Below are 13603 nucleotides of genomic sequence, written 5' to 3'. Positions count from 1 at the left end.
CGACATGCTTGCGTACGCGCGAGGCTAGACCGTCGCGACCAGCAGTTCCTCCGCGTTGTTCGGCGGCCTGAGTCCGTCCGCACGATCCGCGAAATAGCGACGCGTCAGTTCGGCAGCCGAAACGTGCTCGGTCTTCGTGAAGCCGGCCTCCCGCGCGAGCGCCTGCATCTGTGCCGGCATGAAGAAGCTGATGAACGGCGTGCCGCTCGCGCGCGCGCCCTTCGCGGCCATTTCCAGCCCCGGGCGCACGTCCGGATCCGCATGTTCCAGCGGCAGCAGGAACGTCATCGCGAGCGTCGAACCCGGCGCGAGCGAGGCGACTTCGCGCAACGCGGCCGCGTTCGCCTCAAGCGTCAGGTACATGCTGACGCCGGTGGACACGACGACCGCCGGCTTGCCGGCATCGAAGCCCGCACCGACGAGCGCCGCGCGCCACGATTGTTTCGCCTCGAAATCGACCGGCACGAAACGCAGCCAGTCGGGCACACCGAAGCCCAGCTCGACGAGGCGCCGTTGCTTCCAGCGCTGCGGCGCCGGCTGGTCGACTTCGAAGACGGTCACACGCGACGCCATGTCGGGCCGACGCTGCACGAAGCTGTCGAGCCCTGCGCCGAGGATCACGTACTGGCTCACGCCGCGCGCGGCCTGCTCCACCACGAGATCCTCGATGAAGCGCGCCCGCGCGACGATCGACGCGCGAAACGGCCGCGTGAACTGCGGATCCATGTCACCGCGCTGCTGCCAGCCGGGTTCCGGTGCGAGCAATTGCCGCCCGACTTCGTCGGCGAGCACATGCGGCGGCGCATCGAGTTCGACGTGCAGCGCACGCCACAGCGCGACGCGCGCGGCGGTGCTGTCGGGGGCGCTTTCGCGGGGTTCGGTCATGTCGGCCTCACGCACCCTGCTGCGCTGGCGCCTGCAGGCGCCACACGCGACCGTCCGGATCGCGTACGGTCATGTCGCGCGTGCCCCAGTGCGTATCCTCGAACGGCGTGACGACGTCGACGATCGGCTGCGGCTGCACCGCCTGTTCATTCGGCACCTTGAGCACGACCTGCATGTCCGGCGTTTCGCCCGGCGGCACTTCGGCGATGAACAGGAAGGGGCCGTCGCCATGGCGCAGCTGGCCCGAGTTGTGATCGGTTTCGAACTCCAGCGTGAAGCCCAGCGCCTGGAAAAACTTCGCCGACTTGCCCCAGTTGTGCGTCGTCAGGTACACGGCTTCGATTCGCTCGGATGACATGTCACTCCTCCTCGATGGACGGCCCCGCGCCCGGCTGCGGCCCGGCCAGGTACGCGCGCAATGCATCGGCCACCAGCGCGGACAGCGATTGCTCCGTTTCGATGGCGCGATGCTTGACCTGCCGGATCAGGCTCAGCGGCAGGTACACGTTGAATTGCTTCACTTCTTCGTCGGTCATGGGAGCTAGTATGCTAGCAATCTAGTAAAAATCAAGCGTTAAGCCGGATCAGCCGGACGTACGGCGAAACGACAGTGAACAACTATCCGGACATGTGAATCATCCGCCTTGCAACGAGGCCCGTTTTCCGTCACGTTCTCACAGCGTGGCATGACGGCAAAAGGATGAACAGTTTCAACACTCCAGAGAAAAGCACCGCGAACCGATCCGCTTGTCGCTCTCTGGAATCGATATATCGAGCCAGAATCTTTTCGATCTGGTCGCCACGCAAAACGCAGGTAATCAGCAACCGAGACAAGCTTGTGCCTCCTCTTCATTCCACTCCATATAACGAAAGCGGTTTGGCGCTTCTAATTCTGAGCCACCCTAGCAATCGATAACTTTCCACCTTCCACTTACCATTTTCACTCGTTAGTGGGTAAGTTTCCCTGCTCCGACCCAAAGGCCCTGAATTTTGTTGAATGATCTCAACAGTCGAGTCCGTCACATTCGACACTATCGCCACATGGCCATACCTATTAAATATCCACGGTTCAAAGACAACCAAATCATCAACAACGGGCTTTTCCGAACCATTGTTTCTGAATTGAATCAAATTCCTGGCTCGATTCATGCCACCATCCCTAACAGTCACATCAAAATAGTCTATTGCATTTCCTAAAGATTGCGGCATTCGGTGCCCAAGATGCTCATAGTAGTAACGCTTGACGAATTCAACGCATTGGTACTTGATACCGACATTATAACCATCTGACGTTAAGCTTCTTCCAGACACACTCCCTATCCCGCCATTGTAATAGACTTTTACCCCGTTCACCTCATCCACAACCTCTCCGACCTTACGCATCGGATTGATATTTAACTTCGTCGGAATGATGCAAGCGACAAATATTGTAAAAATAACCATCAAGAATATTTTGATTTTAACATTCTTAAAATATAATTTCATAAAAACAATCAAAAAATGATTTATATATATATAATTTTATCACCCCACCAAATATCGTCGAACACCTCACCCAAAGTGCTGCGCCCACGAAAGTCCGTTCGCACCAATATTCACTTCAAACATACCGATACTTGACAGCATTCAGGTACTGGAGATTTATTTATGCCATTCAATCTATCCCCGAATTTTATTCGCATAAACGAATGGGGTTGAATCTCAAATTCACCAGCATGGTAGACGGTCGTCCTAAGCCATTTCAATGTGTCGGCGGCACGAAGCGCCACGTTACATCCTGCGCGTTGATCTTTGGAAACGACGCGTTATGAGCAAACGTTTGCTTTCCAACGGGCAACTCCAGGCATTCCCACGTACCGGGCCACGGACAGAGTTTGCCGGACCGAAATTTCCAGCCGGGCTCGTCCAGCCTGGACTGGAGATCGGCTTTGGATTGCAGTTCCTGGAACCTCCGCTCTTCCTCGTCCTCAGGAATGGCAATATCGTGTACTCGGAAAGTATAGAGAATTTCCCCAGTTTCACCGACTCTCACGATAGAAACAAAAAAGCGCCTTCCTTCCAGCAGTGTGTAAAAGGTGTAGTAATCGACCGGAAGCTTTGGCCTACCCTCCCCATAGTCCATAAATCGACTTGCAATATAGATAATCTGCGGCCTTGGATCGAATTTGGAACCAAATCCGATGGCGTCGACCGACGAAGGGACTTTCGGAGGGAAATCTGCTGGCATAGACTCGCCTTTTAGAGCGCGAACTATCCTTATTTGAAGACTTCCCACCTGATCGTCAGCAAATGGAGGCGGAGATATTCGTCGCATTAAGGTGTCGTTATATTTCGCACCCGCCGGATAGTAGACCTTGTCGTCATCTCCGAGAGGAATACGCCGATACATGCCATTTTCAAACCACAGCGTCGCATCAAATAACGGACCATCTTCTAATATTCGCATCATGACTCTTTCGCTCATGGAATTCCCTCCGTTCGCCGTCCAGTTCACAACAAGGGCGGCCAGCATCATTACCACAATTAACATCGCGATTCTTTTGTTCATGCGCGTGATCTTGGCTTGAAAATACGAAGCCCCATGGGTAACCCCTCCGGTGTACTACCCGACCTGACTGGATTTATGGCACCCAACGAGTCCAGGGGAAGGCCGATGTCAGAATTGTTTTCGTTTTCGTCGCGGACCTGCATATGCTTTGCCAACTCCAGTTCCCGGGCTGTGTAAGGCCTAACTGGCGCCTTAGGTGGCGGTTCCCCAGGAATCTCGTTCATGGGCCCTTTCCCCAATGCCAGCGTTCGCCGTCGGTAGGCGGCCATCTGCTGATCATAGGCTTCGGCCTTTCGCTCGTACTCGGCAATCTTCGGCAGCGTCTTTTGTGCCGCGATGAGCTCCTCCCGGGTACCATAGGTTTCGTCATAGTTGGACCTTCGAGGAAATGCTCGTACTTCCACATCGCCCGCATCAGCCATGACCTGCGCGAGGCTCTCTTCATATCGAGGGTCTTCCCCCGGATCGAGTTTTGTCCCGATGTCGTGTCCAAGCCCCGTACGGCAGGCGTATGAGAATACGGTAGCGTCATCATCGAACGCCAATGGCGCCAGCATGCGCGCCTGATTCAGCCCGTAGCGGATTTGCCATGACTCGCCGACGTCGTATCCGAATTCGATGCCGTGTACGAGGCCGTGCGAGAAGATGTCCAGTTGCTTGATCAGTCGTTTCTTGCTGCGACGCGCTGCGATGAATGAAACAAGGTCGGCGATATCGGTCATCTCACGATAGCTGGCACCGTAGTCAACCTCGACGATCTTCTTGAGCTTGTCCAGAAGCTTGCGAGGATAGTCCCTCGCGAAAATCAGAAAAACACGTTGTATCGCGTAGTCCGGCGCCCCCTCGGGGTATTGGCGCAACTGCCGTATCCCTTGATTGATGAACATCATCCTGTTGCCCTTCCTGGCACGCACATAGAAAGCAGGGTTAGAACAACCAACCACCGTTACATAATCAAGATCGGCAATCGCCGCCACTTCGGTCGTCGGGTTATTCGGGCCGGTCTGACTTTGCTTCTGTTGTTCCATGACGGACCTCAGTAGCTGATGTTCTGTTTGCGCAAGTGCACTGCCGCCTCTCTTCCCCAACGCAACGTCGCGGCGTCAGGTCGGACGGTATAGACGCGCGCCGTCAGCCCTCGCGAATCGGTACGCCCGACGAAGCACTGACCTTCTGCCGTTTCCACGCAATACAGGACATTGGCCAACGCCTCCCCGGTGCGCGCGTGCTTGACGAGAAACTGCTCGCTGAAGTTCGTTTGAGGGTTGTTGATAGTCCGTGACAACAGGTCGAGCAGGTTGCCTTTGCCGCCGGTCTGCTGCTGTATCGGCCCCTTGAAGCGAATGGCAACGGCATCGAGCGTGATACCCGAACTGTCGATGACGATGCTACCTCCCGGGCCTTGCAGAACTACACGCTCCGCCGCCTGCAACTGGTAGTGAAGGGTTCTCCGTTCGATGCGCTGCCCGGCCTCCAGGCGGTGGCTACCGTGAACGAGGTGCTCCGCATGGCCGCCGACATCGACGCGGTGGTTGACCACAATGGTGTCGTGACGATTATTGCCTGCGGTCTCTGTGTGATTCATGCCGGTATGGATCGTACGATGCCGTACGATGGTGAGTTCTTCATCCTGTCCCACTCGTTCACGGCGGTCCCGACCTATCGCAAGTCGCTGGTCGTTCCCGATAGCTACGGTTTCGTCGTGCTCGACCTGCTCGCTGCGGTCATGCCCGACGAACGTGGTTTCGTCGTGGTTGACGTGAATGTTCTGATCGCGCTGCGCGTGGACGTAGATTTCCTCCTGACCCGCCTCGTCCTCGAAGCGCAGTTCGTTGTAGCCCTCGCCCTTGTGCGTCTGGCTCTTGATCGTCATCCGCGTTTTGTGCCGCGGCAGTTCGTACGGCGGCAACTGCAAGCGGTTGTACGCCCGCCCGATGATGAGAGGCTGGTCCGGATCGCCATCCAGGTTGACCACGATCACTTCCTGCCCGATACGCGGGATCGCCATGTGGCCCCAGGTCGCGCCGGCCCAGTTCTGCGCGACCTGGATCCAGCACGAGCTGTGCTCGTCGTACTTGCCCTCGCGATCCCACGGGAACTGCACCTTTACCCGGCCGTACTCGTCCGTGTAAATTTCTTCGCCTTCGGGGCCGACCACGGTTGCCGGCTGCGGGCCGTCGATGCGCGGGCGCGGCAGCGGCTCAGCGCGCCACTCGGCATCGTCGGGCACCAGCGCCGCTTCGTAGCGGTAGTGCGTGCCTTGTTGCGCGTCAGCGCCCTCCTCCGCCTGGCTGGTGTATTGCTTGCCGTGATGCACGAGGCTCACCGGACGCCAGCCGCGGTTCATGTCCTCGCGCGGGTGGCCGGTGAGGTCGAACGCGATGCCGGGTTGCAGGCGCGCATCATCGCCGTTCACCCGCGCGATACGCGCGTCGCGACGGTGACCACGCAGGCGGTCCTGCGTGAAGGCCTTGCCGCTGGCTTCATGCTTGTAGCGGCCCGGATAGTCGTAGCGCGCGTAGCCGCGGCCCTGATGATCGAGGTCGGTGCCCTCGCGCGGGTACTCGTGCGGAAAGCGTGGGCTCTTGAACGTGTAGTCGCGCTGCACCTGACGCGCGGTGCGCACGTTCTCCGTGTAGGCGAAGGTGCGCAAACTGGGCTGCGGCTGGTCGCCGCCGGGCGTCGGGTTATACAGCACCGGCTCCCCCTGCTGCCGGCCGAAGATGAACAGCCGGTCGCAGTGGATCAACCGATGCCCATCGGCCTTGTGCTGGAAAGCGTAGAAGAAGCCTTCCTCGCGCAAGATACGTTCGATGAAATCGTAGTCGGTGTCGCCTGCCTGCACGCAATACTCGCGCGCCAGATGCTCGCTGGTGACACGCTGCTCGTAGTCCAGCGTTTGATGGTGTGCCTTGAGCACGGCCGTGGCGATCTCGGGCACGCTCAAAGTCTGGAAGATGCGCCAGTCGGAGGACAGCTTCAGACGCGCCAAACGTGGCTCGACCACCGCGGAATAGCGAGTACGTCGAAAGCCCGTATCGCCTTGCACAAAACTCGACACCGTGCCGTGCACGTAACGCACGGGCTGCCCGTCCTGCCAGATCGTAAGCAAGCCGCTATGATCGAGCACCTGACCGAAATCGATTGCAGCGTTGGCACTCGCCAGTTCCACCTGCAACAGAAAGGTCTCAGACAAACCTTCCCTAAGCGTGAACTCTACGACCTCTAACGACTCGTCGCCAGCGGCAAAGGTAAAGTGCAGGCCGGATTTCGTAGACATAGATGAACCTCCTCCTGTGACGAACCTGTCTCGTCACGCGTGAACGGATGAGCACCCAGCCCCAAACCTGCCCGAATCTTTCCTCAATCCAGCCATCGTCTCCGATCACCTTCACGCACTCGCTATCGGTGCCGAACAACTACACTTGTCTGCGATACGAGAAGAATTTCTCTTTTGCAGTGCGATCCGTGCTTCCCGGGTTACATGTGACTTGGCGCCATGCGTCGCATCGACACTCCGCGACATGAAATCGATTACGGTTTGCCTTAGCGACCGACGTAGTTGCCAAGTTTTCGAGCTGGACGTCCAGCGACAAAGATCAGCGATTTCGCTACTCTCGTCTATAGGACGAGTTCTAAATTAAATTGCAATCCGAATCAAACAAACCAATCCCGGTTGCAGATCCGCACCTTCTCAACAACAGCAACCCGAATTACCCTGCGGCTCACCTTTCGGCGTCACCTGACATACCATCGGTGCAGGTACGTCAAGCAGTCGAGATCGCTGCATGCATTGTCAGTTTCGCGCTCAACCGTCGACACACTGCATGCCATTGCACCCTGTCGACAGGCATGTCGCTGCCAACTTCGCGAATGCGAGCCTCGAACGCGACTACAAGAGCCACCGACTCCCCCGAGTCCAATGCACCGGTACAAGTAGTCGCATCGTCAAATCATCGCGGTGCTAACGCGTCCGGGGAATTCAGCGCGCTACGTCGCGACGCGCGCCGCCAGCCGCGCGAACAGCGCGTCGAGATCGAATCCCGTCGTATCGATGCCGATCGTGTCGCGCAGGCACGCGCCCCATGCGGCCGCATCGTCGAACGTGACGGAGTGCCCGGCGCCCGCCGCATCGCGGATCGTCAGCGTGGTGTTGCGCAGCGCAGCGCGGCCGTCCGGCAGCACGCGGCATGCGATCAGGTTGTGCAGGAAGATCGATTCGGGATACGTCGAAGTAAACCAGTTCGCGGCGTCGTAATCGATCCATTCGACCCGCTTCGGCTGGAAGCGGTAGGTGGTCTGCCAGCCGTCAGGCGTCTCGATCTGCATCTCGAATTCACCGTCGACCGGCGCGGCGACGACGCGGAACGCGCCGTGCGGCGTCAATTGCCGCTCGTCCGGCACGAAACGTAGCGGCGCGGTCAGCGTGGCGCTGCCGAAGCCGATGTCGGCGAGCCAGGCCGCGCCGTCGAGATCGATGCGCAGCAGCATGTGCGTATGCGCGGTAGCGACTTCCGGCGGCTGCATCCAGCGCACGCGCGCGATCATCGGCGTCACGCGAAAGCCGATCGTCGTGAGCGCGGTGTAGAACAGCTTGTTGAGTTCGAAGCAGTAGCCGCCGCGGCGGCGTTCGATCACCTTGTCGACGATCGCGGGCAGGTCGAGCGCGACGCGCGCGCCGGTCAGCGGATTGAGGTTTTCGAACGGAATCGCTTGCGGGTGCAGCAGGTGCAGCCGGCGCAGCACGTCGAGCGTCGGCTCGACCGGGCCGTCGTAGCCGATGCGGGAGAAATAGCGCGAGAGGTCGAACGAGTCAGTCATGAACCTGCACCGAAAAAGGGACACGCCACGATAACATCGCGCGAAATCCCCATGTTGTGCGGGGCGATCTTCGTCGTCGTGCGCGATGCCGGCACAGCATCGCGCGGCCCCGCGCAACGTTACGGCAGCAGCTTCAGCGCGGACGACGCGACCGACGGCACCGAAATGCCCTGGCTCGTCGCGAACTGCACGGCCTGGCTGAGCGTCGCCGCGAGCGACTGCAGCTGGCCCGGCGCACTTTGCGCGATATATGACGCAGCCTGCATGTTCTGCGGATTCAGGCCCGACTGCAACAGCGACGCCGCGCTCGTCGAGCCGAGATTGCCGAGCCCCGACTGCAGCTGCGAATACTGCGTGAGCCCCTGCCCGAGCGACGCGAGGCCATTGCTGAACGCCTGCTTGTCGATCGGCCCGTGCGTGGCGCCGCCGCTCGCGAACGCCTGGCCGAGCGCCTGCGACACCGATTGCTGCGCGCCGCCCATCTGCGACAGCGCGGCGGGCGTCAGCGCATCGCCGCCGGCCAGCTGGCTCGCGGCCTGCTGCGCCTGCCCGGCCGCGCCGGTCAGGCCCATCGCCGACGCGAGCGAAGACTGGCCGGTCAGCACCTGCTGGTTCGCGCCGACGTAAGCCTGCAGCAATTGGGAAACGCCGCCCTGCGCGGGCGCCGCCTGCTGCTGCCCGCCGCCGAGCAGCGACGCGCCGAGCGACTGCAGGTCGAGCTGCGCGTGCGCGGCGCCGCTTGCCAGGATGCCGAACGCGATGCCTGCCGAGGCCAGGTACCGGCCCGTCGCGCGAATGTGTTTCATGTGTGTTCCTCGTGCCGGAATGATCGAGGCCAATATTGTCGAAGCGCGCCGCGCGCCGCCGCAACGACTGAAACACATCGAAACGAAATCATGAGACGCGAAGGCTTGTAATTCCGCGGCCGGCGTACGCGCTCGAGCGGATTCGTCCAGGTATGCCACGCGATATCACGCGTGTCCCGACATTCGTTCTCGAGCCGCATCAATGGCGGCGAATGGCGGCGTCCGCACGGTGACGCGGCCGGTGGCCTGCAGCCGTCGCACGTCTTGAACCGCACGTCGGATTCAACATCGACCGGCGGCATGTGACGCGGAACGTGCCGGACCGCGTCAATCACATGACGCCACACCGTCGCGCAAATGCGCCCGTGCCGGGATCCGGCGTGACGCGCGCCGAAGAACAGCACGGCGCGGCGTGACGCAGAACGTTCCGTGCCGCGTCATTGGCATGACTTCATGCCGTCGCGCAACGCGCCCGCGCCACGGGCTCGGCGTGACATGCCCCGGCAACACGTTCGGAAACAAAAGCAAAACGAGCGGCTTGCCGCCGCCCGCTTGGCCCCCCCCTCCGCAACCGGCTATCGCCCGGCCGCCGTATCACCGCGCCATCCACGCCGGCAGCCGCCCGTCCACCCAGCCGGCCGCCTGCTCGTAGCCGCGCGCGAGCTGCAACACGGCGAGATCGGCGCGCGGGCGCCCGATCAGTTGCATCCCCATCGGCAGCCCCGCTTCGTTGAAGCCGACCGGCACGCTGATCACCGGGCAGCCGGCCAGCGTCCACGGCACGACCGTTTCCATCCAGCGGTGGTAGGTATCCATCGCACGGCCCGCGATCTCCGTCGGCCAGCGCTGGTCGACGTCGAACGGGAACACCTGCGCGGTCGGCGCCGCGATGAAGTCGTAGCGGTCGAAGAAGCTCAGCACGGCCTGATGCCACGCGGTGCGCTCGACGCTCGCCTCGAACACGGCCGCGCCCTGCATCGCGAGCAGCCCTTCGACCTCGTAGATCGCCTCGGGCTTCAGCAACGCGCGCCGCGCCGGGTCGCGATAGTGCGCCAGCAGCCCGCCGCCGGACAACAAGTGCCGGTGCGCGAGCCACAGGCGCCAGATCCGGTCGGGCGCGAACGCCGGCAGTGCGGCATCGACGTCGCAGCCGATCTCGCGCAGCGTCGCCAGCCCCTGCTCGCACAGCGCGAGCACGCCGGCCTCGGTCGCGAGATAACCGTTCCAGTCGCCGACCCACGCGATGCGCTTGCCGCGCAGGTCGGTGTCGAGCGGCTGCGCGAACACGGCCGGATCCTCCGCGAGCGACAGCGGATCGTTGCGGTCGTAGCCGGCCTGGATCGCGAGCAGCTGCGCGACGTCGCCGACCGTGCGGCCCATCGGCCCTTCGATGCCGAGCTGCTGCACGAACACGTCGACGCCCGGCCAGCGCGGCACACGGCCCTGCGACGGGCGGAAGCCGTAGATGTTGCAGAACGCGGCCGGATTGCGCAGCGAACCGCCGAAATCGCTGCCGTCCGCGACCGGCAGCATCCGCGACGCGAGCGCCGCCGCCGTGCCGCCGCTGCTGCCGCCCGCGCTCTTCGTCAGGTCGTACGGGTTGCGGGTCGCGCCGTAGACTTCGTTGAACGTGTGCGAGCCGAGCCCGAATTCGGGCGTGTTGGTCTTGCCGATGAAGATCGCGCCGGCCGCGCGCATCCGCGCGACGCACACGGAATCGGCCTGCGGCACGTTTTCGCGGAAGATCGGCGAGCCGTAGGTCGTCCGCAGCCCCTTCGTCATCGCCAGGTCCTTCGGCGCCTGCGGCATCCCGTGCATCCAGCCGTGGTACTCGCCACGCGCCAGTGCGGCATCCTTTTCCGCGGCTTCGGCGAGCAGCGTGTCGCGATCGCGCAGCGCGACGATCGCGTTGACTGCGCCGTTCACGCGCTCGACGTGATCGAGATACGCGCGCATCGTCTCGACGCACGACACGGCCTTGCCGCGAATCGCCGACGCGAGTTCGCCGGCCGACAGGCGCACGATCGGGTCGACGGGGATGGAAGCGGGAGCGAGAAGCTGCGGGGCGCCGTGCGGCATGCGGAGTCTCCTGGAATCAGAACGGGATGGCGGGCCGCATGGCGGCGGACGCCCCCGGAAACGGCCGGGCGGGGCCGCGCCGCGGCCGATGCACTACTCTACGCGACGCCGGATCGGCAACCTCCGATATTTTCCGCCGCGATTCATTGCGGTTCCGACTAAATCGGGGCGACAGGCCACGCTTCGCACGCGCCGCCCTCGCGGATGAAATCGTTTATGCGCATAAACTTAAATTTCTTATATTTCTATCAGGCGCATCAGGAGACGGCGCGCATTAACGACATTTTTACGCGGTCGCCCGTTCTCTTTAGATCGTTCGTCCCGGCGGCACGCTACGCTGGAATCATCTCGTTTCCTGGACAACGTTCATGCTCAAGCTGCTGGTTCCGGTCGGCCACTCTCCCCGCTCGCTTCAGGCAGTTCGCCACGCGACATTCCTGTATCGCGAACGGTGCGCGTCGGAAATCGTGCTGATCAACGTTCAGGCGCCGCTCGAATCGACGCGGCTCGAGGCCTACCATCCGCTGTCGCGGCTGCGTTCGATCGAGGAGAGGTTCGCGTCCGCCGACCTGGCCATGGCCGAGCGGATCCTGCGGGAAGCCGGCGTCAAGTACAGCGTCGTGATGAAGGTCGGCCCGGTGGCCGATACGATCGCGGCCGTGGCGGCGGAGACGGGGTGCGACGAGATCGTGGTCGTCGCGCCGCGGCACGATCCGTTGCATGCGCTGATGTCGGTGTTCCGCCGCAGCGTGATGAGCCGGCTGGTGCGGATCTCGAACGTGCCGGTCACGGCCGTGCAATGACGGCGATGACGCGCGGCAACGCGACGGCGGCCGTTCGCTGACGGACCGCAGGTTTGCAGCGAGCGGTGCGACACCCGGGCGCGTTCAGCGTTACCGCCCACGCACGCACCGGCGTTCCCGCCGCGCTTACTTGATGACCTTGCGCCAGAACACGAAATAGGCGGCTGCCGAAGACGCAACGAGCAGGATGGCCCACATCGGGGCGAGGCTGATCAGGACGGAAGAGACGTTAAGCATTTGGATTCCTCACTATTTCGACAGCGATGTTCAACTCGCACCTGCTTGCCGGAACCGATGCATTCCTCCGCGATCGCGTTCCGTCAAATCATGCGTTCATGCTATCGCTCTGAACGGTCGTCCGACCGCCCCCTCCCGCCCGTCTCCTGACATTCGTCAAACTCGCGCGAATCGCGGGCCTGTCGCGCAGAAAACCGTCGCGCGAATGCGTCGCCGCACGTCCGGTTTCGCCCGCCGGCCGCATGGAAGCGGCGCCTTCGTTCTCCACGCAACACGCAAAAAACGGGACACGATCACCCCGCCCGCCCCCGTTTCAGCAGACGTTTACCGGGGGAACCCCCAAGTGCTTCGTCGAACGTGTCCGCGTTACGCTTGTGCGACGAGGAGACGAACCATGAGACGAGCCGTACATATCGCTGTTTTCGCGCTGCTGGCATATCTCATCGGCGATCGCGCGATCCTGCATGCGCAGGGCCGCGACACCAGCCCGCTCGCATGCGAACAGGGCGCCGCGCAAGTGAAGGTCGACGCGCTCGGCCGCGGCTTCGGCGAAGCAGCGGCCAGCAGCCAGGGCGAGGCATTCATGTCGGGCTGCCTGGTGACGGGGCGCGGCAACCAGGACGTGGCGCTGGCGAACCGCTGACGTGCATCCGCCGACGCTCCAGTCAGGTTCGGGTCGCGAGGGCTGAACCGGAGGCGCCGCGCACGCCCTCATCCCTTCACGCTTGTTTCGATCGATATCGCGACATGTCGCGACGCATGTCACGTTCAGGGCGGCGGTCATGCCGAACGCCCGTGCGTGACCCGCATCGTCGCGTGGAAGACACGTCGACATCCGCTCGATCGGGGCATTCCCGCCGTATGGCGCGCCCCCGTCGATCAACCGGTCGAACGTCCGGCCGCCGCGGCCAGACTCCGTTTCATCTGCAACGACACCCCACCCAACGATGAGCCATCCGCACACCGAGTTGATCCAGCGCTTCTACACGGCGTTCCAGCAGCGCGACATCGACGCGATGCTCGCCTGCTATGCCGATGACGTCGTCTTCAGCGATCCCGCGTTCGGCGAGCTGCGCGGCGACCTCGCACGCGACATGTGGCGCATGCTGGTCGCGCGTGCGCAGGACTTTTCCTTGACGTTCAGCGACGTCGCCGCGGATCAGCAGGCCGGGCGCGCCGAATGGATCGCCCATTACCGATTCATCACGACCGGCCGGATGGTGGTCAACCGGATCGACGCGCGGTTCCGGTTTCGCGACGGGCGCATCGTCGAGCATCGCGACAGCTTCGACCTGTGGCGCTGGGCGCGTCAGGCGCTCGGACTGAAAGGCGCGCTGCTCGGCTGGACGCCTTTCGTGCAACGCGCGATCCGCGCACAGGCGCGGAAGAATCTCGACGCGTATCGCGCACGGCGGAATTAGCTC

At 62.2% G+C, this 13603-nt stretch carries 13 protein-coding genes; 3 read left to right on the top strand and 10 right to left on the bottom strand.

Annotated features, from left to right (window positions below; genetic code table 11):
* Window positions 1-24 precede the first annotated feature (24 nt).
* The 10 genes from APZ15_RS29615 to APZ15_RS29575 form a co-directional block, all read right to left on the bottom strand.
* On the bottom strand, window positions 25-885 hold the full coding sequence (locus APZ15_RS29615) for a class I SAM-dependent methyltransferase (RefSeq protein ID WP_027789358.1): 861 nt from the start codon (window positions 883-885) through the stop codon (window positions 25-27).
* A gap of 7 nt (window positions 886-892) precedes the next feature.
* Window positions 893-1243 (bottom strand): VOC family protein, encoded by a 351-nt coding sequence (locus tag APZ15_RS29610; protein ID WP_027789359.1) that lies wholly within the window; start codon window positions 1241-1243, stop codon window positions 893-895.
* Between the two features lies 1 nt (window position 1244).
* Window positions 1245-1421 carry a ribbon-helix-helix domain-containing protein gene (locus APZ15_RS29605; protein ID WP_034195953.1) on the bottom strand — a complete coding sequence of 59 codons (177 nt, stop codon included), beginning with the start codon at window positions 1419-1421 and terminating at the stop codon, window positions 1245-1247.
* A gap of 313 nt (window positions 1422-1734) precedes the next feature.
* Complete coding sequence (locus APZ15_RS40045) at window positions 1735-2370, bottom strand: CHAP domain-containing protein (RefSeq protein ID WP_080982164.1); 636 nt, start codon at window positions 2368-2370, stop codon at window positions 1735-1737.
* A gap of 256 nt (window positions 2371-2626) precedes the next feature.
* On the bottom strand, window positions 2627-3433 hold the full coding sequence (locus APZ15_RS41330) for a hypothetical protein (RefSeq protein WP_138143372.1): 807 nt from the start codon (window positions 3431-3433) through the stop codon (window positions 2627-2629).
* Entirely contained in the window at window positions 3430-4461 is a 1032-nt protein-coding gene (locus APZ15_RS29595) for a hypothetical protein (RefSeq protein ID WP_138143371.1), read from the bottom strand. The genes APZ15_RS41330 and APZ15_RS29595 overlap by 4 nt, the downstream gene beginning before the upstream one ends.
* 8 nt (window positions 4462-4469) lie before the next feature.
* Window positions 4470-6713 (bottom strand): type VI secretion system Vgr family protein, encoded by a 2244-nt coding sequence (locus tag APZ15_RS29590; protein WP_081040836.1) that lies wholly within the window; start codon window positions 6711-6713, stop codon window positions 4470-4472.
* Between the two features lie 710 nt (window positions 6714-7423).
* Window positions 7424-8254: an arylamine N-acetyltransferase family protein gene (locus tag APZ15_RS29585; protein ID WP_027789361.1), complete on the bottom strand. Its 831-nt coding sequence runs from the start codon at window positions 8252-8254 to the stop codon at window positions 7424-7426.
* 119 nt (window positions 8255-8373) lie between these two features.
* On the bottom strand, window positions 8374-9060 hold the full coding sequence (locus APZ15_RS29580; RefSeq protein ID WP_027789362.1) for a hypothetical protein: 687 nt from the start codon (window positions 9058-9060) through the stop codon (window positions 8374-8376).
* A 594-nt stretch (window positions 9061-9654) separates the two neighbouring features.
* Entirely contained in the window at window positions 9655-11139 is a 1485-nt protein-coding gene (locus APZ15_RS29575; RefSeq protein WP_027789363.1) for an amidase, read from the bottom strand.
* Window positions 11140-11507: 368 nt separating this feature from the next.
* On the opposite strand from APZ15_RS29575, the gene APZ15_RS29570 reads away from it, so the two are divergent.
* From APZ15_RS29570 to APZ15_RS29560, 3 genes are all read left to right on the top strand, one after another.
* A complete protein-coding gene (locus APZ15_RS29570; protein WP_027789364.1) occupies window positions 11508-11942 on the top strand; it encodes a universal stress protein in 435 nt (144 codons plus the stop codon).
* Window positions 11943-12573: 631 nt separating this feature from the next.
* Window positions 12574-12822: a hypothetical protein gene (locus APZ15_RS29565; RefSeq protein ID WP_021161497.1), complete on the top strand. Its 249-nt coding sequence runs from the start codon at window positions 12574-12576 to the stop codon at window positions 12820-12822.
* Window positions 12823-13126: 304 nt separating this feature from the next.
* On the top strand, window positions 13127-13600 hold the full coding sequence (locus APZ15_RS29560) for a nuclear transport factor 2 family protein (protein ID WP_027789365.1): 474 nt from the start codon (window positions 13127-13129) through the stop codon (window positions 13598-13600).
* Window positions 13601-13603: the final 3 nt, after the last annotated feature.

It is taken from the genome of Burkholderia cepacia ATCC 25416, from assembly GCF_001411495.1.
GTDB lineage: Bacteria > Pseudomonadota > Gammaproteobacteria > Burkholderiales > Burkholderiaceae > Burkholderia > Burkholderia cepacia.
Note: the sequence above shows the minus strand (reverse complement) of the source record. Positions and strands in the feature narration are given on the sequence as shown.